Annotated in this window: 26 protein-coding genes; 9 read left to right on the top strand and 17 right to left on the bottom strand. The window is 69.5% G+C overall.

The genetic code is table 11. From position 1 onward, the window contains the following. The first annotated feature begins 296 nt into the window (after window positions 1–296). The 3 genes from OG966_RS08930 (at window position 297) to OG966_RS08920 (ending at window position 3,075) form a co-directional block, all read left to right on the top strand. Complete coding sequence (locus tag OG966_RS08930) at window positions 297–1,211, top strand: universal stress protein (RefSeq protein ID WP_326648918.1); 915 nt, start codon at window positions 297–299, stop codon at window positions 1,209–1,211. Next, window positions 1,099–1,842 (top strand): Rv1733c family protein, encoded by a 744-nt coding sequence (locus OG966_RS08925; protein ID WP_442806670.1) that lies wholly within the window; start codon window positions 1,099–1,101, stop codon window positions 1,840–1,842. Before OG966_RS08930 ends, OG966_RS08925 begins: the two co-directional genes overlap by 113 nt. Before the next feature lie 774 nt (window positions 1,843–2,616). After that, window positions 2,617–3,075: a pyridoxamine 5'-phosphate oxidase family protein gene (locus OG966_RS08920; RefSeq protein WP_326648915.1), complete on the top strand. Its 459-nt coding sequence runs from the start codon at window positions 2,617–2,619 to the stop codon at window positions 3,073–3,075. A gap of 25 nt (window positions 3,076–3,100) precedes the next feature. Here OG966_RS08920 and OG966_RS08915 read toward each other — a convergent pair whose 3' ends face one another. The 13 genes from OG966_RS08915 to OG966_RS08855 all read right to left on the bottom strand — a co-directional run bounded on the left by OG966_RS08915 (window position 3,101) and on the right by OG966_RS08855 (window position 16,077). Continuing rightward, window positions 3,101–4,816 (bottom strand): sensor histidine kinase, encoded by a 1,716-nt coding sequence (locus OG966_RS08915; protein ID WP_326648913.1) that lies wholly within the window; start codon window positions 4,814–4,816, stop codon window positions 3,101–3,103. A gap of 217 nt (window positions 4,817–5,033) precedes the next feature. Further along, the gene (locus tag OG966_RS08910) at window positions 5,034–5,423 is read right to left on the bottom strand and encodes an MBL fold metallo-hydrolase RNA specificity domain-containing protein (protein ID WP_326648912.1); all 390 of its coding nucleotides are present in this window, start codon (window positions 5,421–5,423) and stop codon (window positions 5,034–5,036) included. Next, on the bottom strand, window positions 5,420–5,815 hold the full coding sequence (locus OG966_RS08905; protein ID WP_326648911.1) for a hypothetical protein: 396 nt from the start codon (window positions 5,813–5,815) through the stop codon (window positions 5,420–5,422). The genes OG966_RS08910 and OG966_RS08905 overlap by 4 nt, the downstream gene beginning before the upstream one ends. 123 nt (window positions 5,816–5,938) lie before the next feature. Further along, a complete protein-coding gene (locus tag OG966_RS08900) occupies window positions 5,939–6,595 on the bottom strand; it encodes a potassium channel family protein (RefSeq protein ID WP_326648910.1) in 657 nt (218 codons plus the stop codon). Further along, entirely contained in the window at window positions 6,592–7,251 is a 660-nt protein-coding gene (locus tag OG966_RS08895) for a potassium channel family protein (RefSeq protein ID WP_326648909.1), read from the bottom strand. The genes OG966_RS08900 and OG966_RS08895 overlap by 4 nt, the downstream gene beginning before the upstream one ends. Beyond that, complete coding sequence (locus OG966_RS08890; protein ID WP_326648908.1) at window positions 7,248–10,058, bottom strand: cation-translocating P-type ATPase; 2,811 nt, start codon at window positions 10,056–10,058, stop codon at window positions 7,248–7,250. The genes OG966_RS08895 and OG966_RS08890 overlap by 4 nt, the downstream gene beginning before the upstream one ends. 54 nt (window positions 10,059–10,112) lie before the next feature. Beyond that, window positions 10,113–11,102 (bottom strand): Acg family FMN-binding oxidoreductase, encoded by a 990-nt coding sequence (locus OG966_RS08885; protein WP_326648906.1) that lies wholly within the window; start codon window positions 11,100–11,102, stop codon window positions 10,113–10,115. A gap of 22 nt (window positions 11,103–11,124) precedes the next feature. Next, entirely contained in the window at window positions 11,125–12,030 is a 906-nt protein-coding gene (locus tag OG966_RS08880; protein ID WP_326648904.1) for a universal stress protein, read from the bottom strand. A 133-nt stretch (window positions 12,031–12,163) separates the two neighbouring features. After that, window positions 12,164–12,817: a DUF4389 domain-containing protein gene (locus tag OG966_RS08875; RefSeq protein ID WP_326648902.1), complete on the bottom strand. Its 654-nt coding sequence runs from the start codon at window positions 12,815–12,817 to the stop codon at window positions 12,164–12,166. 5 nt (window positions 12,818–12,822) lie between these two features. Further along, complete coding sequence (locus tag OG966_RS08870; protein WP_326648900.1) at window positions 12,823–13,320, bottom strand: ABC transporter permease; 498 nt, start codon at window positions 13,318–13,320, stop codon at window positions 12,823–12,825. 96 nt (window positions 13,321–13,416) lie between these two features. Continuing rightward, window positions 13,417–14,133, bottom strand: a complete 717-nt coding sequence (locus OG966_RS08865; RefSeq protein ID WP_326648899.1) for a CBS domain-containing protein — start codon at window positions 14,131–14,133, stop codon at window positions 13,417–13,419. Continuing rightward, window positions 14,130–15,458: a nicotinate phosphoribosyltransferase gene (locus OG966_RS08860; protein WP_326648898.1), complete on the bottom strand. Its 1,329-nt coding sequence runs from the start codon at window positions 15,456–15,458 to the stop codon at window positions 14,130–14,132. The genes OG966_RS08865 and OG966_RS08860 overlap by 4 nt, the downstream gene beginning before the upstream one ends. Beyond that, entirely contained in the window at window positions 15,451–16,077 is a 627-nt protein-coding gene (locus OG966_RS08855; protein WP_326648897.1) for a CBS domain-containing protein, read from the bottom strand. The genes OG966_RS08860 and OG966_RS08855 overlap by 8 nt, the downstream gene beginning before the upstream one ends. Before the next feature lie 232 nt (window positions 16,078–16,309). Here OG966_RS08855 and OG966_RS08850 point away from each other — a divergent pair, with 232 nt between their 5' ends. From OG966_RS08850 to OG966_RS08840, 3 genes are all read left to right on the top strand, one after another. After that, a complete protein-coding gene (locus OG966_RS08850) occupies window positions 16,310–17,215 on the top strand; it encodes a universal stress protein (RefSeq protein WP_326648896.1) in 906 nt (301 codons plus the stop codon). Beyond that, complete coding sequence (locus OG966_RS08845; RefSeq protein WP_326648895.1) at window positions 17,212–18,072, top strand: universal stress protein; 861 nt, start codon at window positions 17,212–17,214, stop codon at window positions 18,070–18,072. Before OG966_RS08850 ends, OG966_RS08845 begins: the two co-directional genes overlap by 4 nt. A gap of 74 nt (window positions 18,073–18,146) precedes the next feature. Further along, complete coding sequence (locus OG966_RS08840; protein WP_326648894.1) at window positions 18,147–20,768, top strand: cation-translocating P-type ATPase; 2,622 nt, start codon at window positions 18,147–18,149, stop codon at window positions 20,766–20,768. Between the two features lie 225 nt (window positions 20,769–20,993). Here the strand turns inward: OG966_RS08840 and OG966_RS08835 are convergent, their stop codons facing one another. From OG966_RS08835 to OG966_RS08825, 3 genes are all read right to left on the bottom strand, one after another. Beyond that, window positions 20,994–21,641: a CBS domain-containing protein gene (locus OG966_RS08835; RefSeq protein ID WP_326648893.1), complete on the bottom strand. Its 648-nt coding sequence runs from the start codon at window positions 21,639–21,641 to the stop codon at window positions 20,994–20,996. A 21-nt stretch (window positions 21,642–21,662) separates the two neighbouring features. After that, window positions 21,663–22,127 carry a Crp/Fnr family transcriptional regulator gene (locus tag OG966_RS08830; protein ID WP_326648892.1) on the bottom strand — a complete coding sequence of 155 codons (465 nt, stop codon included), beginning with the start codon at window positions 22,125–22,127 and terminating at the stop codon, window positions 21,663–21,665. Between the two features lie 235 nt (window positions 22,128–22,362). Continuing rightward, window positions 22,363–22,644, bottom strand: coding sequence for a hypothetical protein (locus OG966_RS08825; RefSeq protein ID WP_326655565.1), 282 nt, complete (start codon window positions 22,642–22,644; stop codon window positions 22,363–22,365). On the opposite strand from OG966_RS08825, the gene OG966_RS08820 reads away from it, so the two are divergent. Continuing rightward, the gene (locus OG966_RS08820) at window positions 22,613–22,711 is read left to right on the top strand and encodes an SHOCT domain-containing protein (RefSeq protein WP_406733920.1); all 99 of its coding nucleotides are present in this window, start codon (window positions 22,613–22,615) and stop codon (window positions 22,709–22,711) included. The genes OG966_RS08825 and OG966_RS08820 overlap by 32 nt on opposite strands. Before the next feature lie 264 nt (window positions 22,712–22,975). On the opposite strand, the gene OG966_RS08815 is transcribed toward OG966_RS08820, so the two are convergent. Beyond that, window positions 22,976–24,043 (bottom strand): zinc-dependent alcohol dehydrogenase family protein, encoded by a 1,068-nt coding sequence (locus OG966_RS08815; RefSeq protein WP_326648891.1) that lies wholly within the window; start codon window positions 24,041–24,043, stop codon window positions 22,976–22,978. Window positions 24,044–24,222: 179 nt separating this feature from the next. Here OG966_RS08815 and OG966_RS08810 point away from each other — a divergent pair, with 179 nt between their 5' ends. Then, a complete protein-coding gene (locus tag OG966_RS08810) occupies window positions 24,223–24,381 on the top strand; it encodes a hypothetical protein (protein WP_326648890.1) in 159 nt (52 codons plus the stop codon). 272 nt (window positions 24,382–24,653) lie between these two features. Then, the gene (locus OG966_RS08805) at window positions 24,654–25,328 is read left to right on the top strand and encodes a CBS domain-containing protein (RefSeq protein ID WP_326648889.1); all 675 of its coding nucleotides are present in this window, start codon (window positions 24,654–24,656) and stop codon (window positions 25,326–25,328) included. The last annotated feature ends 3 nt before the right edge of the window (window positions 25,329–25,331 follow it).

Below are 25,331 nucleotides of genomic sequence, written 5' to 3'. Positions count from 1 at the left end.
GCGGACCGATGCCAGAGAGCACCGACAGCACGGTCCCGCACAGCAAAGTCCGTTGCCCAGTTCGATGGCTTCAATGGCGCCGGGTGTGTTCGACGACGCCGTGGCGGTTGGCCGTCGCGGCCGCCCCAAGCTCGTTGCTGTCGCGGGCAGCACGGGCACCGGGGGGCGGCTCCTTTGCGCGGAGGGGGGACGTTTGGCCCCTGAGTCGGGCCTCAGCGGCCCTCCCGGCCTCGCGGACACCGTGGCAGCGTCAGCATATGTCCCCCCGCCAACCGCGACACGAGGAGGAGGACACCATGGCCAACATTGCTTCCGCGCCGGGTACGGAGACACCCGGGCCCGTAGTGGTCGGCACGGACGGCTCGGCCCATGCGACGAAGGCCGTGCTCTGGGCCGCAGGCGAGGCCGAAGCCCGGAAACAGCCTCTCAACATCGTTCACGCGACAGATACTGAGGCCAGAGCACGGCACTTGTCCTCTGACGCCGTTCGGCTCGTCCACGACTCCGGCGGCGGCCTGCTGGACGGGGCGGCCGGCGAGGTGCGCGGTGCTTTCCCAGGCGTACCTGTGGCTATGACACTCAGCGAAGCAGGTGCTGCGGAGTCCCTGCTGACGGCGGCCGGAGCCGACGGCACGATCGTCGTCGGCTCACGCGGGCTCGGCGGATTCTCAGCGCTGCTCCTGGGATCGGTGGGTCTGCGGGTCGCGGCGCGGGCGGAGGGCCCGGTGATCGTCGTGCGGGGCGATGCCGAGCCCGCGGCGACGGGCGTCGTGGTTGTCGGGATCCGGGACGACCGGGACCTCGACGCGCTCCGCTTCGCCGCGTGGACCGCCCAGCAGCGCAAGGCGTTGCTACGTGTGCTGAGTGCGTGGATGTTCCTGCAGAACGTCGGGAGCATGGCGCCGATGTTCGACGACGCGAGTGAAATCGCTTCGGCGCAGCTCGCTGAGACAGCTCGCATCGTCGCCCCAGTCCGCAAGGAGTTCCCGGACCTTGCGGTGACGGAGCACATCGTCCGGGCGGTGTCCGCTGCAGGGGCGCTGGTGGAGGCGGCTGCGGACGCAGACCTGCTGGTGGTGGGTGCCCGCAGGCCAACGCATGCGATCGGTTCACGTCTGGGACCTGTCGCCCACGCGGTCCTGCACCACGCGCCCTGCCCAGTGGCTGTCGTGCCCCACCGGGACGCGACGCCTCGGGCGCACGAGGGCTGAACGGTCTGGTGTCACGGTCGTCCCCGCTCACCAGGGGTGTGGAGTGAAGATGAGGAGCAACGGGCCTAGAAGTACGAGGTTCTGGCGATGGCGGCGCAGCCCGCTCAGGCGCCGCAGCGACGTGGTCGAGGCCTGGATCGTGCTGGCCCTATGGGTGCTGGCGCTGGTCGGCGGAGCAGCGGTCACCCTCGCGGCGGGCTCGACCGTCGTGCACACCCATGAGCGGCATCGGGCGGAACGCTATGCCGTCCAGGCCGAGCTCACCGAGGCCGTGCCGGCCGCTATGCCCACGGCAGACGGTGTGAAGGCGCAAGTCCGGGCGCCGGTGCGCTGGAGGGACCGATACGGCGTGGTCCAAACCGCGACCGTGAGTGTCGAGGCAAGCGGCCCTGCCGGATCGAAGGTCGTGTTCTGGACGGATCGCTGGGGGACTCCGACCACGCCGCCGGTCACCGGCGCGGGGGTGGCGGCTCAGACGCTTGCCGCCGGAGCACTGGCCCTCGGCGCCTGGGGTGGCCTGGTGGTGGCCGTCGGCTTTGCCGCGCGCGGGCGCCTTGACCGCATCCGCATGGACCAGTGGGCGAAGGAGTGGGCCGAGGTCGGCCCGGCGTGGCGGCGCAGGACCACCTGATCCGCCCCAGCCGGTCCCCGACGGGGCCGGTCGGTCCTGGAGTACGGACCAGGAGCGGGAGGCTGGAAGCGACGGTAGGCCCACCCGCGGGAGCGCATGATGAGTGCAATGATCGAACGGCTGCCTGCCTGGCCACCACTTCTGCCGGACCCGTTCGGGTGGGTCGAGGGCGGAGTTCCGGGTCTGCACCAGATCCCCGGACTGCACAGCATCCGCATCGAGGAGAGCTTCACGGACGGTACGTACGTCTCACGGGCTGAGCTCCCGGGCATCCCCCCGACAGCGACATCGAGATCAGTGTCGCGGAGGGTGTGCTGACCCTGCGCGCAGCGAGGAGACGACCGAGAGGCACCACACAGAATCCGCTACGGCACTTTCGCCCGCTCGGTCCGGCTGCCCGCCGGAGCGCGCGGCGACGATGCGACTGCCGACCTCAAGGACGGGCGTGCTCACCATCCGGTGCCGGTGCCGAAGTCGGGTACCAGGACCATCCCCGTGCGGCAAGGCTGAGGGCCGACGGCCCGTGCCGCACATCTCGCACCCGCGCGCCATGGGCACCAGAGCGCGCGGGCGCTTCTATCCGTGAACATTGCTGCTCACACCGCCCGGCGCGGGCCGTTCGCCCCGCCTGCCAGGGACTCTCGGCCCATTCCCAAGCACCGGCCGACGCCGGAGCGTTGGGTGCATACAACCGCAGTTCGGGGCAAGGGAGGTATCGACGAGGCCTTGCGTGCCCTACCTCAATCCGGGCGGACCGCCCCAAGGATGGACGCCATGCACCACCACGACGGCTTCCGAGAGCTCGACCGGCAGGAGTGCCTGCGTCTGCTGGGGCAGGTGTCGATCGGCCGCATCGTCTACACGGACCAGGCCCTGCCTGCGGTCCTGCCGGTGAACTTCTCCCTGGACCACGACTTCTCCGTGCTGCTGCGAACTTCGGCGGCCTCCCGCGTGGCCCGCGCCGTGGGCCAGGCCGTGGTGGCGTTCGAGGTGGACCGGTTCGACGAGGCGGCCGGCACCGGGTGGAGTGTCGTCGTCATGGGCCCGGCGAACCAGGTCACTGACCCGGGGGAGCGCGAACGGCTGCTGCGGACCGGACCGCGCTCGTGGGTGCCGGTGCCGGACGGAGTATTCATCCGGATCCGTCCCGAGCTGGTGACCGGACGTGTTGTGGACCGCAATGAATTCCGTTCGGACGCGCGCGCGTCGCACGAGCAGCAGTCCGCCCCGTGATCCCGGTTGGACCTGGGAGTGGGACTCAGGGGGTGCCTACGGGTACGCGCCAGACCAGCGAGGTTCCGCCACCGGACGGGCAGGTCAACTCCAGCTCGCCGCCCAGCTGCTTGGCCCGCTCCGAGATGTTGGCCAGGCCGCTGCTGCGCCGGTCGGGAGGGAGCCCCACACCATTGTCGGCGACCGTCAGCACCACTTCCCGTCCGTCCGTCTCCAGGGCCACGTCAGCCCGGGTGGCGTGCGCATGGCGGCAGACATTGGTCAGCGCCTCGGAGAGAACCGCCACCAGGTGGTCGGCAATCTCCCGCGGCACGTCGGTGTCCAGCAGCCCTTCCATCCGGAGGCTCGGCGCGAAGCCCAGCACCGGAGCCGCTTCTCCGACCGTCCGCACGGCGCGTGCCCGCAGGCCCTGCCCGGTCCCCGCCTCATGTGAGCGCAGCCCGAAGATGGTCGAGCGGATGATCTTGATGGTCTCGTCCAGGTCGTCAACCGCGCGCAGCACACGCTCCGAAGCCGGGGAGTCCTCGATCAGACGCCCCGCGCTCTGGAGTGTCATGCCGGTCGCGAAGAGCCGTTGGATCGCCAGGTCGTGCAGGTCACGGGCGATCCGGTCGCGGTCCTCCAGCAAGGCGATCTGCTCCGCGTCGCTGCGTCGCTCCGCCAGCTCCATCGCCACCGCCGCCTGACCGGCGAAACTCCGCAGCGGGTCGGTCTCCTCGTCCGCGAAGACCGTAGCGCCCGCCTCACGGGCCAGCAGCAGCACTCCTCGTACCCCGTCCGCGGTGCCAATAGGCACAGCCACCGCGGGCCCCAGCCCGGCGAACCGCGGCGGCCCGGCCGTAACACGCTCGTCGTGGGTGACATCCGCGCTCGTTACCGGCGCGCCCGCGGTGAAAGCGGCGCCGCTCAGGCTTCCCTCCACCGGCAGCACCAGCCCACGGTGAGCGTCCGCGTTCGGCCCGATCGCCAGCTCGATCGCCAGCGTGCCGGTGTCGGGCATCGGCAGCGCCACCACGGCCAGTTCGGCGCCCGCGATCTCCTTGGCCCGTTCGGCGATCAGAGTGAGAACCTCGCTGCGGGGGCTGCCCGACATAAGGCTGTGCGTGATGTCCGCGTTCGCGCGCAGCCAGCGCTCGCGCAGCTTGACCTCCTCGTACAGCCGGGCATTGTCGATCGCCACCCCGGCGGCGACAGCCAAGGTGGACAGCACTGACTCGTCCTCATCGTCGAACTGAGCCCCGCCCCGCTTCTCAGTCAGATAGAGATTGCCGAAGACGTGGTCGCGCACCCGGATCGGGACGCCGAGGAAGGTGTTCATCGGCGGGTGATGGGGCGGGAAACCGTACGACGAAGGGTGCTCGGAGATCTTCGGCAGCCGCAGCGGCCGGGGATTCCTGATCAGCTCGCCGAGGATGCCGTGCCCGGAGGGGTACGGGCCGATCGCGGCGATCTCCTCGTCGCTGACCCCGACCGTCAGAAACTGCGAGAGAGACGTCCCGCTCGGCGCGATCACACCGAGCGCGGCGTATTCGGCGTCGACCAGTACGGCCGCCGCCTCGACGATGCTGTGCAGCACCTGCTCCAGGTCCAGCTCGCGCCCGACCGACAGCACGGCCTCCAGCAGGCTGTGCACCCGGTCCCGGGTGCCACGCGCCGCGTCCAGGCGGGCCTGCAGCTCCTCCAGCAGCTCGTCCAGCCTTAGATGCGGCAGCCGTACGCGGCCGTCCTCCGAGCTTGCCACCGCTGCTCCCTCCAGGTGTGCCTCGACGGGCCGACGGCTGACTCTGGCGACATGGCTACCGTACCGGGCCAGTTGGCGCGGCGGCATGGGGAGCTGTGGTCGGCTGCTGGGTTACCGGTCGGGCGTCTCGTCGGGCGGCGACTGCGGGCGCGCAGACTGACACTGTGTGCGGCAGAGGGCAGGGTGGGTCATGGCGCGGGCCTTCGAGCGGTCGGAATCAGCGGACCAGAACGGCCTCACCGGAGCGGGGCACGACTGTGGTCCAGCCGAGCTCCTGGTCGATACGGCCGCGAAGGGCCCCGGCGGCGCCGGGCTCACCGTGGACCATGTATGTCGTGCTGGGCGCGGGAGCGCCACGAAGCCAGTCGACGATCTGTCCCGCGTCGGCGTGCGCCGAGAAGTGCGGCACATTGGCGATCTCGGCCCGCACGGGCACGTACTGGCCGAACATCTTGAGCGTTCGGGCGCCGTCGACCAGGTCCCGGGCCCGGGTGCCCTCGGCAGCGAACCCCACGATCACGACTGCGTTGCGTGAATCGGGAAGCACACGCCGCAGATGGTGCAGGACGCGTCCGCCGGTGGCCATGCCCGCCGAAGACACGATCACGGCAGGCCCGGGGCGTCGTTGATGTCGATCGACTCCTGGACCGAACGGGCCGCGAGGAAGGGGTCCGGGCTGATCGCGGCCATGCCCTGGGCGATGACGGAAGGGTGCAGCTCGGGAGCGCGGGCGAGGATCGCATCGCGGTACACGTCCAGTGCGGCCAGTGCCATCGGGCTGTCCACGTACACGGGAACCGCGGTCGGCAGCACGCCCTCGCGCCGGAGGTCGGCGAGCCCCTGGAAGAGGCCACAGTCGAGCAGGATCCGGGCGTTGTCGCTCTCGACGAGGAACTTGCTGCCCGTGACGGTGCCTGCACCGCCGAGAAAGGACAGCAGTGCCGGCCTCGGCCGGGCCGTCGGCGCCGCTGCCGGGTTCGAGACTGTCTCGTCTTCCATGGCTGCACCCTCCTCGCTTCGCGGAGTGGGCCTCCACTGTCACACTCCGGGCGTCTCGTTCGGATGAGCCGACAGGTCCCGGCCGCAAGGTCGTCCGGCCTCGCTTCGGCCCAGTGGCCGCACTCACTGGAACGCCGCGTGGATCTCCTGCTCGGTGGCGCTGTGCGAGACGAGGAGCAACGCGTCACCGGGCTGGAGGCGGACAGCCGGTCCGGGCACGGTCGGCCGGCCGTCTCGTATGACGGTGGCGACGACGGTTCCGTCGGGCAGAGGGATGTCCGAGAGGGGTTTGCCGACTGCGCGAGAGCGCGTGGTGATCACGGTTTCGATGATGTCGACGCCCGCCTTGCTGAGGCGCAGCAGTGCCACGGTATCGGTGGCACCGGTTGCCTCCTCGATGAGGGAGATCAGCGGAGTGGCAACAGGGACGGCGATGTCGACACCCCAGCGCTGGTCGAACAGCCAGGCGTTCTCAGCATCGTTGATGCGGGCAACGACACGTGGCGCGGCACACTGCCGTTTGGCAAGCAGGCTGATGACGAGGTTGTCCTCGTCTTTTCCGGTGGCAGCGATGACGAGGTCGGCTGTGTGGGCGCCGGCCTGGTCCAGAACCGCAGGTTCGCAGGCGTCCCCCAGCATGAGGTGTACGGCGAGCTGTCCCTGAAGCGCATTGATGCGGTCGGCGTCCGCGTCCACCACAGTGACGTCGTTCCCGGCGGCGGCGAGCACCTGCGCGATCTGGGTGCCCAGTCGCCCGGCGCCGACGATGAGGGCCTTCATGTTCCCAGCTCCTTGTCGAGAAAGCCACGCAGACGACCGAGCGCGGTGGCGGCGACGGCGAAGGTGACGAGATCTCCGGGCTCGGCTGCCGTGCCGTGGGCGGGCACCAGCGAGCGGCCCGCTCTGGTCACTTCCACGACACGGATCTCACTGTCGACGTCGAACTCGGCGAGCCGGCGCCCGGTGAGGTAGGCCGGGAGCTGCGAACGGACCAGGAGCGTTTCGCCGTTGCCGAAGGTGAGTTCCGGTGTGAGATGGCGGTGCAGCAGCATCTGATGGATCTGGTTCACCGTCCAGCGGACACTCGCGATGGTGGGGATGCCCAGTTCCCGGTACATGTCGGCGCGCCATGGGTCGTAGATGCGGGCGAGCACGATGGGTACTCGGTACGTGTCCTTCGCGGTCCGCGCGGTGACGATGTTGCTGTTGTCCCCGGAGGTGACGGCGACGAGCGCGTCGGCGTGCTCGATACCCGCTTGCTCCAGGACGGCCCGGCTGAATCCGTTCCCTTCGAGGAACTGGCCGGGGAACCCTGCGGGCAGCCGCCGTCGGCTGCTCTCTTCGCGGTCGACGAGCCGTACGTCATGGCGCTCCTCGGTGAGCCGGACGGCGAGTGCGGATCCCGTCCGGCCGCAGCCCACGATGATGATTCTCATCGCTCTCCTCCGTTGTCTCGTGCGGCGCGGTGGCGCAGCCAGGCCTTGCGGGCTTCCTCTGCGGCCAGAAGCACGACTCCGAGCCCGCCGAGGACGGCCCAGTCGGTGACGGTGAGCGGGGCCGTGTTGAACACCTCCTGGAGTGGGGGCAGATAGCTGATGGCTGCCATCAGACCGATCCCGAAGAATCCGGCTGCCAGCAGCCACAGGTTGCTCAGCAGACCGGCCCGGAAGACGCTCTCGCGTTCAGTGCGCACCGCCAGGGCATTGAAGAACTGGCTGACCACGATCCCGGCCTGCACCAGGGTGATCGCCTCCCGATAGGCGACGCTGTCCTCGGTGAAGTCGGCATAGGGGATACCGGAAGCGTTGATGTGCCAGAAGAACACCGCGCAGACCCCGGCTGCCTGGATTCCGCCCAGGAAGAGGATGCGGCCCATCACTGCGGGAGAGAACAGCCGTTCGTCCCGTGAGCGCGGCGGATGGTCCATGACGTCGTCCTCCGGGGGCTCGGCGCCGAGCGCGAGAGCGGGCAGGACGTCCGAGCCGAGGTCGATGGCCAGGATCTGGACGGCACTGATCGGGACCAGAGGGAAACCTGCGAAGGTCGCGGCGAGGATTGGGACGAGTTCCCCGATGTTGTGGCTGAAGAGGTAGACCAGAAACTTCCTGATGTTCTGGTAGACGGAACGGCCCAGCCGCACCGCCGTGGCGATGGAGGCGAACGAGTCGTCGAGCAGCACCATGACGGCGGCTTCCCGGGCCACATCCGTTCCCGACGCGCCCATGGCCACACCGATGTCGGCGTGCTTCAGGGCCGGGGCGTCATTGGCGCCGTCGCCCGTGACAGCGACCACCTCGTGACGCCGCTGGAAGGCGGTGACCACACGCATCTTGTGTTCGGGGCTGACCCGGCACAGCAACAGCTCGCCTTGGCCGGCCAGCAGCTCGTCGAGGGCGTCGTCGTCCAACTCGTTCAGCCGGGCACCGGTCATGACCGTCGGATCAGCACGCTGCACGATTCCCACACGGCGGGCGACCGCCTCAGCGGTCAGCGGATGGTCCCCGGTCACCATCACGACCCGGATACCGGCCCGATGGCAGGCGGTAACCGCCTCCCGTACCTCGGGCCTCGGCGGGTCCAGCATGCCGACGAGCCCCAGGAAGGTCAGCCCCGACTCGACACACTCCCGGTCGGGATGCGGGCCTGAGAGTTCCCGCCGGGCGGCGGCCAGGACCCGCAGTCCCTGCTTGGCCAGCTCGTCATTGACATCCATCACCTCCGCACGCAGCGCGTCGGTCAACGCGATCACTTCGCTCTGCCGGTCGATGGCCGTGCACCGTTCGAGCAGCTCCTGGGGAGCGCCCTTCACACAGGCGTGGTAACCGTCGGCCCCGGAGTGCACCGTGCTCATCAACTTGCGTACGGAGTCGAAGGGATGCTCGCCGACGCGCGGAGCGGCCCCTTCTTCGGCGACCCCATCGAGTCCGGCCTTGGCGGCGGCGACGAGCAGCGCACCCTCGGTGGTGTCCCCGAGCACGTGCCATCGACCGCCCTCGGAGGGCGGCACCAGACGAGCGTTGCTGCACAGCGCCGCGGTCCGCAGGACTGCGCGAACCGGTTCGGGGTCTGCGACCTCACCGGCCGGCTCGTAACCCACCCCGGACACGGCGTGCATCACGCCTCCGACCCAGACCTGGACGACAGTCATCTCCGCCTGCGTCAGTGTCCCGGTCTTGTCCGTGCACACCACTGTTGTCGAGCCCAGAGCCTCGACGGCGAGCAGTTGCTTCACCAGCGCATGGCGGCGGGCCATGCGCCGGACGCCGATCGCGAGGGACACGGAGAGCGTGGCGGGCAGCCCTTCGGGGACCAGCGCGACCATCACACCGAGCGCGAAGACGAACGCCGACACGAGGCCCTGCCCCGCAGGCAGCCGCACGGCGAACAGAAGCGCACCCACGGCCAGTGCCGTACCTGCCACCCGGCGCGCCATCGAGGCGACCTGGTGCTGCAACGGGGTCTTCTGCCGCGGTGCGGCGGCGGTGAGCTGGAAGATCCGCCCGAACTCGGTCGACCGGCCGGTGGCGAAGACCACGGCCTTTGCGGTTCCCGCCACGACATCGGTGCCCATGAAGACACAGTTGCGCGCCTCCAGGACCGGGCCCTGGCGCTCGGGCTCGTGGCTTCGGCCGACGGCGTCGCTCTCCCCGGTGATCGCGGCGTTGTTCACGGTGATGTCGTGCGCCTCCACCAGGCGGCAGTCGGCGGAGACCGCATCCCCGGCCTCGAGAAGCACCACGTCCCCGTGCACCAGCTCCCGCGCGGGCAGTTCCCGCAGCACGGCGTCGCGCAGCACCCGGCAGGTGTGCGGCACCATCGCCTGAAGCGACTCCGCCGTCCGCTCGGCCGAGTACTCCTGGGCGAACCCGATGGACGCGTTCAGTGCCACCACGCCCAGGATCGCCACGGCGAGTTGCAGGGTGCCGACGTCCCGTGGCTCCTGGAGTGCGTACGCGAGGAATGTGATTGCTGAAGCGATGAGCAGGACTACCGCGAAGAGGTCCGTGAACTGGGCTGCCAATTGCCGCCACATGGCCGGGTGCGCTGCGCGCGGGAGTTCATTGGACCCGAACTGCCGGAGCCTGGCGTCGGCTGCGGCGGTCGTCAGTCCACGGGGCGAGGTGTCCAGTGCGGAGTACACAATGGTGGGCGACAGCGTCCGTATGGCGAGGCCGTCGGCATCTGCCGCCGCAGCTTTCCCGTCGGAGCCGTCGGGAGTCAGTACATCCGTCGGGGTGGTCACTACTGCGTCCCTGAAGCGCGCCGCCCCGGGCGGCGGGCCGGGCACTGGTGCGGGTCACATGATGTCGAGGACATCACTCACCGACCGGCGCGGGGTCACGGGACCTTCGGGGCCGTATCCGAGGCGGATCACCATCTGCACGTGACCCATCGCCGACCCCGGGTCGCGTACGGCCCACCGCAGTTCCGGCCATTCGAGGGCCTGCGACGTCAGGGACGTGACCAGGCCGTCCAGGGTGGCCTGGAGCAGAACTCGCTCCATCGCCTGACCCGCTCGCAGCCAGTCCTCCGGCCGGTCGCCGGCCGTACCGAGCAGCGCGAGGCGGGGCTGCTTTTCGAAGGTGGCCGAGCCACGACCGGGAACGGGATGCCGGCCGGCGAAGTCCCGCACGGGAGCGGTGACATCGTGCTGACGGGGGCCGAAGGCATACGCGGGGATTCCCTCCCGCCGCGAAGCGTCACCCTTGGCGCCCGTGTCGGTCCAGCGAGCCAGCTCATCCCGCACTTCGGGGTGGAGCGCTTCGCGGCCCTCGGCGTCGTGCACCAGGTTCAGCACGGACTTCACATGCCATGCGTCGGGAACGTACAGCCGGGCGCCTTCGAGCAGGGCGGCGCCGCGCAGCCCGTCCAGGATGTCGTCCGGGATCTCCTCGTCGGTGAAGGGGTGGCGGCTGGAGTGTCGTTGGCGGACAGCGGGGTGGAATAGGGCGAGATCGTGCTCAGGGCCCGCGGGTTCGGCAAGGTTCACCTCGGCGAGCAGCCACGGATCGGCGGGGTCGGGGAGCAGTGCGGTGACCGGTTCCCGGCCGGCGTGCACGGCGGCCACCCGCAGGTTGAACAGCGCGGCGGCACAGCCGAGATGGACGGCACGGTGCGTTGGGTCCGACTTGGGCATCGTGCGCTCCGGATCGGCGCGCAGCTGCATCGTTCCGGTGCTGCTCAGGTACCGGAACTTCCAGGGTTGTGCGTTGTGCATGGACGGGGCTGCCGTGGCGTCCTCGACGAGGGCTGTCACGATGGTCGAGTCGAGCGGTGGTGAGGGCACTTGATCCTCCTGCCGAGAGGGGTCAGTCGTGGGTGACGACGGCGACAGGTGCGGCGCTGTGGTGCATGACCGCGTGGGCGACGGGACCGATGTGCGAACCCAGGGGAGCCCGGCGCAGGCGTCGGCCGACGACCACAAGATCGGCGTCGGCCGCCGAGTACACCAACTGCTGCGCAGGCGAACCGATGAGAGCCCGCTCGACAACCTGCACCGACGGGAACTTCTGCCGCCATGGCAGCAGCATGTCGCTGAGGGCCTGCTCGACTTGCCGGCCCACTTCCAGCTGGATGCCGGGGTCGAGCGTCGGCGCGTAGCTGAACAGGAGAGGGAGCGTCCAGCCGTGTACGGCGCGAAGAGTGCAGCCACGCCGTGCGGCCTCGTCGAAGGCGAAGGCCAGGAGTTTGTCGCAGGGCTGGTAGATGTCCAGGCCGACGACCACGTCGCGGTACACGGATGCGGCGTCGGTCTGCTCGGCGCCGCCGGACCTGGTGCGGGACTCCTTGTCGTGGTGCTTGGGGGCCCGTACCAGCACGACCGGCTGCTCGGTGGCACTGACCGTGGCCATGCCTACCGAGCCGATGAGGAAGCCCATGATGCTGCCAAGACCCCGGGAGCCGAGCACCAGCATCTCCGCCTCACCCGCCTCGATGGGCAGGGCGGCAGCGGTCCTTCCGGAGAGCCGTCGTGTGGTGATCTCCAGTCCGGGATGGCGCTGCCTCAGCTCGTCGGCGGCATCGGCCAGAATCTTGTCGGCCCACTGCTGCTGCACTTCGGGTCCGACCATGGGTATGGCGGCGGTCGTGGGCCACTCCTCGGCGTGAACGAGGTGCAGGGGCACTTCGCGCAGCAATGCCTCCCGGGCAGCCCATGCGGCGGCGCCACGGCTCTCGGGCGACCCGTCCAGGCCGACGGTCACGTTGCGAGTCATGGTGCGGACCTCCTCAGGGGCCGCGCGTGCGGCCACAGTTCCAGCGTCTTGGTCCGGCCGCTGTCGCAGGAGGGGCCGAGGGGCCCCCGATGGGACCGACCGGCCCTGGTGCCCCGCGCGGGACCTCCTCTGATCACGGTCGGCCGGCCGGATCCGCGCCACCCATGTCCAGCCGGAACGGCGGGTACTCGTCCGTCATCAGACCCGCGTACGCGGCGACCCGCAGCACCCACCGGTTCAGCCCCATGATCAGGTCGAAGATGTCGCGCGGGTACTTCTCGGTGAAGGCCAGGACGACGGCCGCGATGACGGCGAACACGGAGATCAGGCCCACGTTCCACCATGCGGCGTGGAAGCCGCCCATGAAGAAGCCGATCACGATGTAGTGCGGGATGGCGAGCAGCCACCACTTCACCAGAACCAGGCCCCGTGACAGCCGCTCCGGGTAGGCGATGTCCAGTCGGGCCGGATAGCCGGGCTCCTCGGCGAGGCTGAACGGTGGGTAGCGGTCGGTGCCCAGTGCTCCGTACGCGTAGTACGAGACCCGCCAGGTCCAGCGCAGCACTCCGACGTTGAAGTCGAACAGCGCCATCGGATATCGCTCGGTGAACAGGATCGCGAAGAACGCGACGATGGTGACGAGGACGAAGGCGATCCACAGGAAGAACAGCACGAGGTAGTGCGGGATCACGAGGAGCCACTTCACCAGCCACAGCCAGCGCGACAGCGGCGCATCGAGCGCCGCCTCCACTCTGACGGGCCGGTACGCCGCGGGAGTCGTCGTCATGGCAGTCAGCTCCTTGTGCCGGGTGCCGCCCCGGTCAGCTGCCGGCGAAGCCCGAACGAGGCCAGGGTCAGCAGTGCCGCGGCGAAAGCAGACAGAATGATGAGATTGCGCAGGATGTCGGTGACGCCGCCGTTCTGGGACAGCAGGACGGTCCAGGCGTCGACGGCCCATGCGTGCGGCACGGCATGACCGGCGGTGCGCAGCCACCCGGCCACGAGGGCGAGCGGCCACATGCAGCCGCCCAGCATGCCAACGCCGGCGCCGACAGCGAGTGTGCGGAGCTGATGGCACCGGTGGTGGGTTGGGACAAGGAGCACATCGAGAAGGACGTAGGGCACAAAGCCGATCAGCCGCTTGGTCCGGGCGGTCCTGCCCGGCGCCACGCCGAAGCTCACCCCGTCGACGACGGTGCGCTCACCGAAGGGCCGGACGAGGTCGGTGCATCGCAGCACCGCGGACTCCGCTCGCGGCGGCGCGTGAGGCGTTGCTGGTGCGGCGGTCATGGCTCCAGGCTGGGCCCGGTATGGGCGGTGACACGAGGGCCGGGCGGGCTGCTCCGACAGGGCCGGTCGGCCCTAGCTAGGGCCAGTTGTCCGGGGTCACCAGGGCCACCCGTGCTCCGCGCCCTCCGGTGATGTGAGCCCGGCATCGTTGACGCGTGAAGAGAGACGGTCCACCACTGACACCACTCCGTCCAACCGCTGAGTGAGCTGCAGTACGACAGGGATCTGACTGTGCCGCTCCAGTTGCCCCTCCAGAGTGACCACCCCGTCGACGACATGGACATCGATCAGGTTCGGCGCCAGTCCCAGCACGTCCGTCAGCACGTCTTCGATCACGTGGCGGCGGATTTCGGAGTCGGGGCGCAAGAACACCTGGAGGAGATCGCGCCGTGTGACGATGCCGACCAGGCGGTCTTCGGCGTCCACCACCGGAAGCCGTTCGACGCCGCGCCGGAGCATCGTCCGGGCGGCCTTGGCCACGGTGTCTTCGGCTTTGACGGTGATCGCGGGCGCGGACATCAGCAGGCCGGCGGTGAGGCCTTCCCGCTTGTCGTCCCGCGTGTCCGCAGCCGAGCGGGCGGTCCGGCCGTGCTGAGGTCCCCGTTGTTCCTCGTCCGCCCCTCCGGCTGACGCCTGACGGACGAGGAGGTCGCTCTCGGAGACGACGCCCAGCACGGTGCCGTCGTCGTCGAGGACGGGCAGCCCGGTGATGTCGTGCTCCGCGAGCAGTTTGGCGACATCCTTGAACGGCGTGGCAGGCGTGACCGAGATGACCTCGCCCACCATCAGGCTTGCGACCTTGCTGAGTTTCATGTCCGTATCTCCTCCTCGATACGATGACGCACCGCGGCCGTCAGGGCCGCCAGCCGCCCGGATGTGACCGGGCGGAGTGGTTCGGGGCCGTGGATGCGCCGTGCTGATGCCGGGAGAGCGGCGACATCGGCGTCGAACCGCGTGCGGGCGTCCGACAGGCGGTCCGGCGTCCCCGTCCTGCGGCCCCCTCGCATCACAGTGCTGAGCAGCGGTTCGGCGCCGGGCGGCGGGTCCTCGTTCCACACGCCGATCACGTCGGCGCGGCCGGACCGGCGGAAGACCTGCTTCGGCGCGGGGGCCGTCACCTTCGCCGAGGAGAGCTTCATGACCGGCCGCCCGTCGTACTCGACCAGTTTGTACGCTGCGTCGAGGAAGGGCGCGTCCGCGGCCACGCCGACCCGGGTACCCACCGCATACACGTCGATCGGGACGCCGGCCCGCACGAGCTCGTCCACTGCGTACTCGTCCAGGCCACCGCTGGCGATGATGCCGACGTCCGTGAGGCCGCCGGCGTCGAGAATGTTCCGTGCCCGGCACGCGAGAGCCCCGAGGTCACCGCTGTCGAGACGAATGGCGCAGCCGGGACCGCGCCCGAGCTCCTTGAGCACCCGTGCCGCGATCGCGACTCCGCCCTCGGTGTCGTACGTGTCGACGAGGAAGGTCACCGGTCCGGGATGGGTACGCGCGAATCCCCGGAACGCCTCCTCCTCGCCCGGGAAGGCCTCAATGTACGAGTGAGCCATGGTGCCCGAAGCGGGTATGCCGAGCCTCGTCGCCGCGGCCACGTTGCTGGTGCCCACGAAGCCGACCAATGCGCCCAGCCGGGCAGCCTGGAATCCTGCCTGCGGCCCGTGCGCGCGACGCAGTGAGAAGTCCACTACGGGCCGCCCCGCGGCTGCGATGACACAGCGGGCCGCCTTGGAGGCGACCGCCGTCTGATGGCACAGCTGAGTGAGCAGGAAGGTCTCGACGAGCTGTGCCTGCGGCAGTGGCGCGGTCACTTCCAGCAGCGGCTCTCCGGCGAACACGAGCCGCCCCTCGGGGACAGCACGCACCTCGCCGTCGAATCCAAGGCCGAGCAGCAGCTCAAGGTCCAGGGCCGGCCGGTGCAGGGCCTCGGCGAATACCTCCACGTCGTGCGGACCGACGCGGAAACGGGACAGGTAGTCGAGCGACGGCTCCAGGCCGGCGGCCACCAGGAACCCGCGGCCGGGCGGCAAGTCCCGCACGAACAAACTGAAAGTGGCCGGAGCGCGCATCCCTTCCCGCAGGTAGGACATGGCCATCGTCACTTCGTACAGATCGGTCGTGGTCACCTCAGACATGGCGGTCGCCGCCCTTCGCAGCCGCGGAGTCGTCCACGTCGTAGGTGAGTCGCTCGATCACATCCACCACTCCGTCGACGCTCTCGCACAGTCGCAGAGTGATGGGGATGAGGCTCTTGCGCGTCACAGTGCCGCTGAGAGTGACCCTGCCGTCGGCGACCTCGACCGTCAGCGCAGAGGGCGGCAACTCAAGGGTGTGGGTGACGACGTCCTCAAGGATTTCCTCCTGGATCGCCCGGTCCCGCCGCAGGAACAACTGCAGGAGGTCACTGCGGCTGATCACACCGACCAGACGGCCCGACTCGTCGACGACCGGCAGCCGTTTGACCCTGTTCTTCTCCATGACCCTGGCCGCCCGGACCGCGCTCCACTCCGGCTGCGCGACGATCGCAGGACTGGACATGAGGCCCTCCGCCGCGCTGGATGTGCCTCGCGATGTCTGTCTGCGCAGCAGATCTGCCTCGGAGACAACGCCTACCGGCCGCTCGTGGTCGTCGATCACCGGTACGGCGGTGATGCCGTATTCGTCGAGGAGGCGGGCGATCTCTTTGAACGGGGTGCCCCGCTGCACGCTCACGGCCGTGGGGGTCATCAGGTCGGCAACACTGCGGTGCCTCATGGCGCGCCAGTCCTTTCCTTCACCTGCCGGATCAGGCCGTCCTGAATGCCAGCGTGGAACGAATCCCGCCCTCATGCACAGGGCCGAGAGGTCCTCGGAGCGGACCGAATGGATCAGCCTCGGCCGGACAGGGACCTTCGGCCCTGTCAGGGGCCCCTGTGGCTCTCTCCATGCTGATCTCGTGGTGACACCGTGAGGAGTGATCCCCGATGGAACTCGGCGAGGAGGAGCCATGGGCGGCAGCGCTGCGGGCGGCCCGGAACTCGGGATAGTGGTCGTGGGCGTGGACGGTTCGGCGAATGCAGCGACGGCTGCAGACTGGGCCGCGGCCGAGGCCGACCGGCGGGGGAGGCCGCTGCGCCTCCTGTACGCCGCCAACACCTACCGGAGAGCCCTGTACGCCTCGGTCGAGACCGTCGAGCGCGAGCGCCAGCGCGGGCGCGACGTGCTCAAGGACACGGCGGACCGGCTGGCGGAGCAGTACCCCGAACTGCAGATCAACAAGGAATTGAGCCAACGGGAGCCGACCGTCAGCCTGCACGACGCTGCTGGCAGCGACGGCACGATCGTCGTGGGGAACCGCGGCTACGGAGGGTTCGCCGCGTTGCTGCTCGGCTCCGTCGGGCTCCGCGTGGCGGCGGGCGCGACGGTCCCCGTCGTGGTGGTCAGGCGCGCAGCAGCAGGGGCGGAGACCGGTGTGGTCGTCGCCGCCGTGCGGGACGAGGACGACCTCGACTGTGTCCGCCACGCGGCGCGCGGCGCGGAACTCCGTAAGGCGTCGCTGCGTCTGCTGAGCATCTGGCAGGTGCTGCGGTATGTGGGCATGGTGGCCACCATGCTGGACGATGTCGACGAGATCGCCCAGCAGCACCTGCACCGTGTTTCGGCGGTGGCCGACCGGATTCGGGATGAATTCCCCGAGCTCACCGTGGCCGCGGACGTGGAGGAGGGCACATCCGTCGCCGGCGCTCTCGTCGAGGCATCGCGTCGCGCCGACCTGCTCGTCGTGGGCGGCCGGCGGCCGCCCGATGCCTTCGGCCCCACGCTGGGACGGGTGGCGCATGCGGTTCTGCATCACGCCGATTGCCCCGTGGAGCTCATCCCGCGCGAGAGCAAAAAACACCGGGAGGAACAGTGACAGCCCTCGCAGAGCGCCGCGAGATGATCGTCGGCGTCGACCCGCAGCACCAGTCCCGCCCCGCACTTGCCTGGGCTGCCGACGAGGCCCACCGCAGGCACCTTGCCCTTCGGCTGCTGCTGGCCGTGCCACCGTTGCACGACACACGCCACGCCGATGCCACCGCGCACCACATCGACCTTCGGCGGCGAGGAGCCGAGGCGCTCACTTCCGCTGCCTCATGGGCACGGGCTCGGCACGGGAAGCTTGAGGTGATGACGGACTTGCTCGACGGGGTTCCCGCCCCGGCGCTCTGCCGCCACTCGGAGCAGGCCCGGATGGTGGTCCTCGGCTCGCGTCGGCTGGGCCGGGCGGAGGAGTTCTTCAGCGCGAGTTCGGTGGTGGTGCCGGTCAGCGCACAGGCCGACTGCCCGGTCGTCGTCGTTGGAGAGCCCGAGCATGTGACGCAGCAGCCGCCCTACCTGGTTGTCGGCGTCGACGGCAGTCAGGCTTCGCGTGCCGCTGTCGCCCAGGCCTTCGAGGAAGCAAGCCTGCGGGGGGCCGGCCTGCGTGCCCTCTGGATCTGGCCGCCACCGGTGGTCTCGTTCACGGGCGAGGCGGAGGCGGTGCACGAACGCCGACGGCTGCTGTCGGAAACAACGGCGGGCTGGTCGGAGAAGTACCCGGATGTGGCTCTGACGCACGAGGTGGTCCGCGGACATCCGGTCGAGAAGCTTGCGCGGGCCTCCGAGCATGCACTGGCCATCGTGGTCGGCCGCCGGGGCCGGGGCGGGTACACCGGCATGCGGCTGGGATCGGTCGTCCACGGCGTGCTGCACCGAGCGCTCTGCCCGGTCATCACGGTTCCCACGCCGTGAACGGCGGCCCCCGACAGACGCCATGACCTGATCCGCTTCACACCGGCCCCGTCGCCGTCGATCGGAGCACCCACGTGACCTCGCGCCCCGTCCGCACACCGCCGGCCACCGACGAGCGCCGTCCAGGGCTCACTGAAGAGGATGCGACGCGCCGCCTCGCCGAATACGGCCGCAACGAGGTGGCCGCCCGGCACACCGTGCGCCTGCACACGCGTGTGGTTGCACAGCTCAGGGATCCGCTGATCATGGTCCTCCTCGGGGCCGTGGCACTGACCGTGGCGATCGGGGACCACGCCGACTCCGTCGTCATCGCCCTCGTGATCGTCGTGAACACAACGGTGGGAGTGATCCAGGAGGTCAGAGCCGACAACGCTGTCGCCGCACTCTCCGCCATGTCAGCACCGAACGCACGTGTCCTGCGCGGCGGTTCCGAGCGGGAGGTGCCCGCGGCCGAAGTTGTCCCTGGCGATGTGCTGGCACTCGGCGAAGGGGACATTGTTCCCGCCGACGCGCTCCTCACGCAGGCGTCGGCGCTGCTCCTCGACGAATCCATGCTGACCGGTGAATCCGTACCCGTGGACAAGGACCCGCGCTCCGGACGGCCGGGGGCTGCGACGCTGAGCGCGGGCACCGTCGTGGTCCGGGGCAGGGGCATCGCCACGGTGACAGACACCGGGGCCGCCAGCGCTCTGGGCCGTATCGCCGCGCTGCTCGAAGGGCGACTCGAGGCGACACCTCTGCAGCGGCGGCTCGCCGCACTGGGACGGGTTCTCGCCGTGGCGACCCTGGCACTGTGCCTGCTGGTGTTCGCCCTGGGACTGATCCGTGGCCTGGCACCGGGCACCATGGCGGTGACCGCGATCAGCCTCGCCGTGGCCGCGGTACCCGAGTCGCTCCCTGCCGTTGTCACGCTGGCTCTGGCCCTGGGCGCGCGGCGCATGGCGGCACGTCACGCCGTCGTGCGACGCCTCCCCGCCGTGGAGACGCTCGGATCGGTGACCGTACTCGCGACGGACAAGACCGGCACGCTCACCGAAGGCCGCATGGTCGTCGAACGCGTATGGACACCTGAAGGCGCCGTCGACTTCACAGGCACCGGGTATGAGCCTTTTGGCGACGTACGCGTCGACGGCCGGGCAGCGGAGCCCGCCGAACTCAGGCCCGTACAAAAGCTGTTGACCACCGCAGCGCTGTGCAACGACGCCGCGCTGCGCCCACCGGACGAACCGCCCGAAGACACCGGCACCCGCTGGACTGCCCTCGGCGACCCCACCGAGGCCGCGCTGCTGACGGCCGCGGCCAAGGCACGCTGCGAGGAACCGAGCACACTCCACCAGACCTACCCGAGGACCGACGAAGCGCCGTTCGACAGCCTGCGCAAGCGCATGAGCACACTCCACGGTACGCTGTCAGGGCAAGTGATGGTGTGTCTGAAAGGCGCTCCGGAAGCAGTCCTCGACCCCGCTGTGCTCGACGAGCCCGCGCAGCTCCTCGATCGGGCCCGGGACGAGGCAGCGCTGCTCGCCGCGCGGGGATACCGGGTGCTGGCCGTGGCCTGCGGCGAGCGGACCGAGGCTCCGGCGCGGGCAGAGGACGCCGAATCGGAGCTGCGGCTACTAGGCCTGGCGGCGATCAACGATCCTCCGAAGCCGGCGGCAGCCGCCACGCTGGCCGCGTGCCGGGCCGCGGGCATCACGCCCGTGCTCATCACCGGTGACCATCCCGCCACCGCACGGGCCATCGCCACGCGCGTCGGTCTGCTGTCCCCGGACAGCGAGCCGGGCGAGGTCGTCACAGGTCAGTCCCTGGCGGCGGGAGCCGTGGACGACCTCACGGCGGTAAGGGTGTTCGCCCGTACGGACCCGCAGCAGAAGCTGGACATCGTCGAAGCCTGGCGCGACCACGGGGACGTGACGGCGATGACCGGTGACGGCGTCAACGACGGACCCGCACTACGACAAGCGGACATCGGCGTCGCCATGGGGCGGCGAGGCACCGAGGTGGCGAGACAGTCGGCCGATCTGGTGCTCACCGACGACGAGTTGTCCACCGTGGTCGCGGCGGTCGAGGAGGGGCGCCGCGTGTATGACAACATCCGGCGCTTCCTCGTCTACGGACTCGCCGGGGGCACCGCAGAGATCCTGGTGATGCTCGTCGGCCCCCTGCTCGGATTGTCACTGCCGCTGAGGGCGGGGCAGATCCTGTGGATCAATCTCCTCACCCATGGTCTGACCGGGGTGGCGATGGGGGCAGAGCCAGTGTCCCCGCGCGCCATGCACCGGCCCCCGCGCCCGCCGCATCAGCACGTGTTGGGGCACGGCCTGTGGCAACGGGTGCTCTTCCTCGCAGCCGTGGTCACCATGGCAAGCCTCGCTGCAGGCCTCTCGGCCCGTGCCGTGGATGCCCCCTGGCAGAGCGTGCTGTTCCTGTCCCTGCTGGCCGCACAGCTCGGGGTCGTCATGGGGCTGCGGGACCGCCTTCTCACGCGGGAAAACCTCTTCCTGCCGGCGGCGGTGCTCGCCTCGGCCGGTCTCGCGGCGGCGGCTCTGTATGTACCGTTCCTGCGTTCGGTACTTGAGACCGAGCCGCTCGGCGGGACGGATGTCGCTGTGGCCGCGGTCATGGGTCTGGCCGGTTTCGCCGCCGCCAGGCTCAGCAGGCAGCCATGGCTGCGGCGGTTGGTCGTCAAGCAGTAGTCGTCAAGCGGTATGGGAGAGGTGGGGCCGAACGGCACCGAAGGTGGGACTGTTCGGCCCTGGCAGCAGCGCACGCCCCGTGTTTCCATGGAATTGACGGAAAGGGCCCTGACGAGGACGTGGAGAAGCGGCTCGTGGCCGTGCACCACGCAATCAGGATCCGCGAGAAGCGGATGGGCCCTTTTCGCCTTGACGTGCCCGGACCGAGGTTGTCGTGCTGATGCCTCAGGGCGCTGCGGGTGCCTGGTTGTTGCGGCTCAGGCGGACGTTCACGACACCTTCGACCGCGCGGGCGGCCCGGGCAAGCAGGGAGACCAGCGCCCGGTCCCTGAGGTTGCCGTGAAGGGTGACCACGCCGTCGGTGACGGAGACTTCCACTTGTGCCGCGGGCGGAAAGTGCTGGATGACGGTACGACGGATCTCGTCGGCGATGGCCTCGTCGGGCCTGAGGAACACCTTCAGCAGGTCGCTGCGGCTGACGACACCTTCCAGCAGGCCGACCTCGTCGACCACGGGCAGGCGCTTGACGCGACGGCGCGCCATGATGCGTGCGGCCTCGGCGACCGTGGCGCTCGCGTGAACGGTGATGGCCGGGCTCGACATCAGCTCCTCTGCGGAGACCGCCCTCGCCTTCGCCATGTCGGACAGCGGCCGGTCTGCCTGTGCGGGGTTGTCGAGGCGGTACTCCTCCTTGGGGAGCAGATCGGCCTCCGAGACCACGCCGATCACACGGCTCTCGCCCTCCAGCACCGGCAAAGCACTGACCTGCCACTGCTCCATCAGCTCCACGATCTCCTTATAGGTCGCATGGCGCCCCACCGCGACTGCGGTGTGAGTCATGACATCGCTCACTGTGTGCGGGGAATCGGGCATGGCGGGCCTCCCGGACGCCGGTCACAGAGTCATGCCGCTGCCGTGAGGCGCGTACAGATCGAGCAGGCGGATACGGGCGGCATGCAGCCGGTGAGCAAGCACCCTGCCGACCCAGTGTCCGATCGCGGAGCCGAAGGCAGGGTCGGCATCCATCATCATCCGCACCGTCGACGCGTCGAACTCCTGAGCGCGTACGGGTGTCATGGCCTCGGCGCCGAACTGCCACACATACGGTGAGAACAGCCAGGACCAGCCCACGAGTTCACCGAAGCCCAGGTTCTCGATCACTGCCGGGCGCCGTCCCGGAACTTGGATGTCGAGAGTGATAGTGCCGGACTGGATGATCCAGAACCGGTCGGCGGGGCGGCCTTCTTCGAAGATGCGGGTCCCCTCAGGGAATTTGACGTCCCGGGTGATGCCCAGCAGCCGGGCACGGTGCTCGGGGGACAGAACGGCGGTCATACGGGTGGGGGAGGGGGTGCTCATTGCTGGGCCTCCGTTTCGAGCGCGCGGCTTCCTCGCTGATGACCGGTGAGCCGTCCGGGCCGCACTCGCCGGTTTCTCCTGCGGGGCCGCTGTCTGTGCTCAGCTTCAGTCACCCGATCGGCGCTGGGGAAGGGCCGGGCGGCCCTGTCCGCGGCCCGACAGGCCCAGTTCTGCCCCGCTTTGGTGTCGCGGTCAGGCAGGCGGCGATGCTTTCGGCCCACAGGGCAATCCGTTTTTAGTCGCGGCAGTCGTCGCCGTCCTCCTCCAGGATCACCCGGGCGATGCGTCCTCGCGCTCCGTCCGCCGGCCGTCCGCCGAACGTGACGTGCTCCAGCGCTCCCAGTCGACGCTCGACTTGGCGGACGCCGCGCACGGCAGGGAAATCCCGTTCCAGCGCCGACGGGTCGAGGGGGCCGCTGCTGAACAGCCACAGCGGCCGCCCGGCCAGAGCATGGCGGTGGCACGCCGGGCCCTCGCCCGAGCAGCTGCTCGCCGAGCGGTTCGCCCGCGGCGACATCGACGAAGAGGAGTACCAGCGGCGTCGTGCGGCCCTGCGCTCCCCCAGTCCCCTCACCAAACACTGACGCCCGCCCACGGAGGAGGATCGGCCATGAGGAACAACCGGAACGGCCTGTATGCAATTGCGGCCGCCATCGCGCTCGTCGGCGCACTGGCGCTCGGTGTGCCCCTGGGCACCTTCGCCTTCCTTTGCGGGCGTCGTGGATGTCGAGTGGGCTCTGGGCGGCGACGCCCCGGCGACAGCGGACAAGCCCTCGGGGACGGACGACTGATCCGCTTGATGCCGATGTGACGGGCCATCGGCCGAGGCGCCCGGCTCGGCAGGGGCGTCAGCTCGTGCGTTCCACGTCCTTGTGCTCAGGGCCACCGAGCACGACCTTGAGCGCACCCGTGTCGGCCGCGCGTGAGAACACGTCGTACGCCTCCTCGATCTGTCCCAGTTCGAAGCGATGGGTCGCGATCGCAGCCGCGGGCAGTCGACCGGCAGCCAGCATGCCCAGCAGAACCGGTGTGGAGTAGGTGTCCACCAGGCCGGTCCTGATCGTTACGTTCTTGATCCAGAGGTCTTCCAGGTGGAGCGTGGCGGGTTTGCCGTGCACGCCCACGTTGGCCACGTGGCCTCCCGGCCGTACCACACGCGTGCAGAGTTCAAAGCTTTCCGGTACTCCGACGGCCTCGATGGCCACATCGGCCCCGAGCCCCTCGGTCAGATCCGACACCAGCTGCTCAGGGTCTTCCGCCGCGTTGACGACGGCGTCCGCACCGAGTTCGCGGGCGGCGTCCAGCCGCGACTTGGCCAGGTCCACCGCGATGATCCTGCCGGGCGAGAACAGCCGTGCCGTGGCGATGGTGGCGAGCCCGATGGGGCCGGCTCCCACGACCACGACGGTGTCGCCGGGCCGGACTCCTCCGTTGAGGACGCCCACCTCGTACGCAGTGGGGAAGATGTCGGACAGCAACACGGCGTCGCTGCTGCTCACTGCTGCGGGAAGCGGATGGACGGAGAAATCGGCGAAGGGAACGCGTACGTACTCGGCCTGCGTGCCGTTGATCAGGTGGCCGAGCACCCATCCCCCGTTGCCCCGGCACTGCCCGTACATCTGCTCGCGGCAGTAGCGGCAGCGGCCGCAGGGGGAGATGCAGGAGACGAGCACCCGGTCGCCGGGGCGGACCGTGCTGACATCGCTTCCCGCCTCGACGACCTCGCCGACGGCCTCGTGCCCGAGGACGGTCCCTGGGGTCACTTCAGGTACGTCTCCCTTGAGGATGTGCAGGTCTGTTCCGCAGATGGTCGTGGTGTCGATGCGGACGACGATGTCCGTGGGCGCTTGGATGCCCGGATCTGCCACCTTGTCCCAAGAGGCCTGGCCGGGGCCGTGAAAAACGAGTGCCTTCATGACGTTCCTCTCCTCAGCTGTCCGATGTGTGTCTGTTGTCTCTCCACCCAGCCTGTGGTGGAGAGACAACAGACGCACAGGGGCCGATCGGTCCCTCGGTGGGGGGTTCACCGGCCCGATCGGCACAAGGGCACATGGTGTGATGGTGAAGCCGGAGACAACGGCAGGAGGCGGCAGCCATGGACCTCGCGGACTACGACGCGGTGGCCGACCACGGCACGGCGCCCTCGGTGATGCGCGACGAGGCCGACATCGCCCGCGAGCTGGTCGCGGAGGTTCACCATGCCTTCATCGTGGAGTCCTTCGCGGGGGCCGCATCCGGGGCGGCCGTCGCCTGAGATGTGATGGATGTGCGCGTCCCGCCCGGGGAACACGACGGGCTTCGACGACGAGTTGATCGCCAAGGTGAGCTCGCATGAGCGTCACCGCTCCTGCGAAGCGTCGCTGACCCCCAACCTGCCACGCGCGCGAAGCCCGAGTCGGAGGGCCGTTCGGCCGGTCTCGGCCCGATCGGCCCCAAAGGGGGGCCGGACGGCTCATCCGAGGATGCCAGGCTCCTGACAGGCTTGATCCGTGACGGTGACAGTCACGACGCCGAAGGGAGGGCGGAATGCACCACCGAACAGTCGGAGAGCTCATGACCCGGAATGTTGTCCGGGTACGGCGTGATGTGCCGTTCAAGGAGATCGTCAGGCTGCTTGCCGAGAACGATGTCACCGCCGTACCCGTCGTGGACGAACTGGACCGCCCGATGGGTGTGGTGTCCGAGGCCGACCTACTGCGCAAGTCGTCCGGTCAGTCCGACCCGTCGGGTCGGGTGCCGATGCCGCATCTGGAGGCGTGGCAGCGGGCCAAGGCCGAGGGAGCCTGCGCCGAAGAGCTGATGTCGGCTCCGGCCGTTTGCGCGCGTCCGGAGTGGACTGTTGTCGAGGCGGCGCGCCTCATGGCAGTACAGAACGTCAAGCGGCTGCCCGTGGTGGACGCGGCGGACAGGCTCCAGGGCATCCTCGGCCGGAGCGACTTGCTGCGGATCTTCCTTCGCCGCGACGACGCCATCCGCGATGAGATCAACCGGGATGTGCTGCATTCGACAATGCGCCTCGGCCCTTCGGAGATGACGGTTGAGGTGGACGAAGGGCAGGTCACGCTCGGTGGCTCCGTCGATGTCAGGAGTCTGATCCCGATCATTGTGCGGCTGTGCCGGAGTGTGGACGGCGTGGTTTCGGTCTCGGAACACATCACGTACCGGACCGACGACAGCACGAGTTCCACCAGCGGCACGTAGGCC

The sequence above is a fragment of the Streptomyces sp. NBC_01750 genome (assembly GCF_035918095.1).
In the GTDB taxonomy this organism is placed as follows: Bacteria; Actinomycetota; Actinomycetes; order Streptomycetales; family Streptomycetaceae; genus Streptomyces.
The sequence above is the reverse complement of the archived record's forward strand: the minus strand, read 5'-3'. Positions and strand labels throughout refer to the sequence as shown.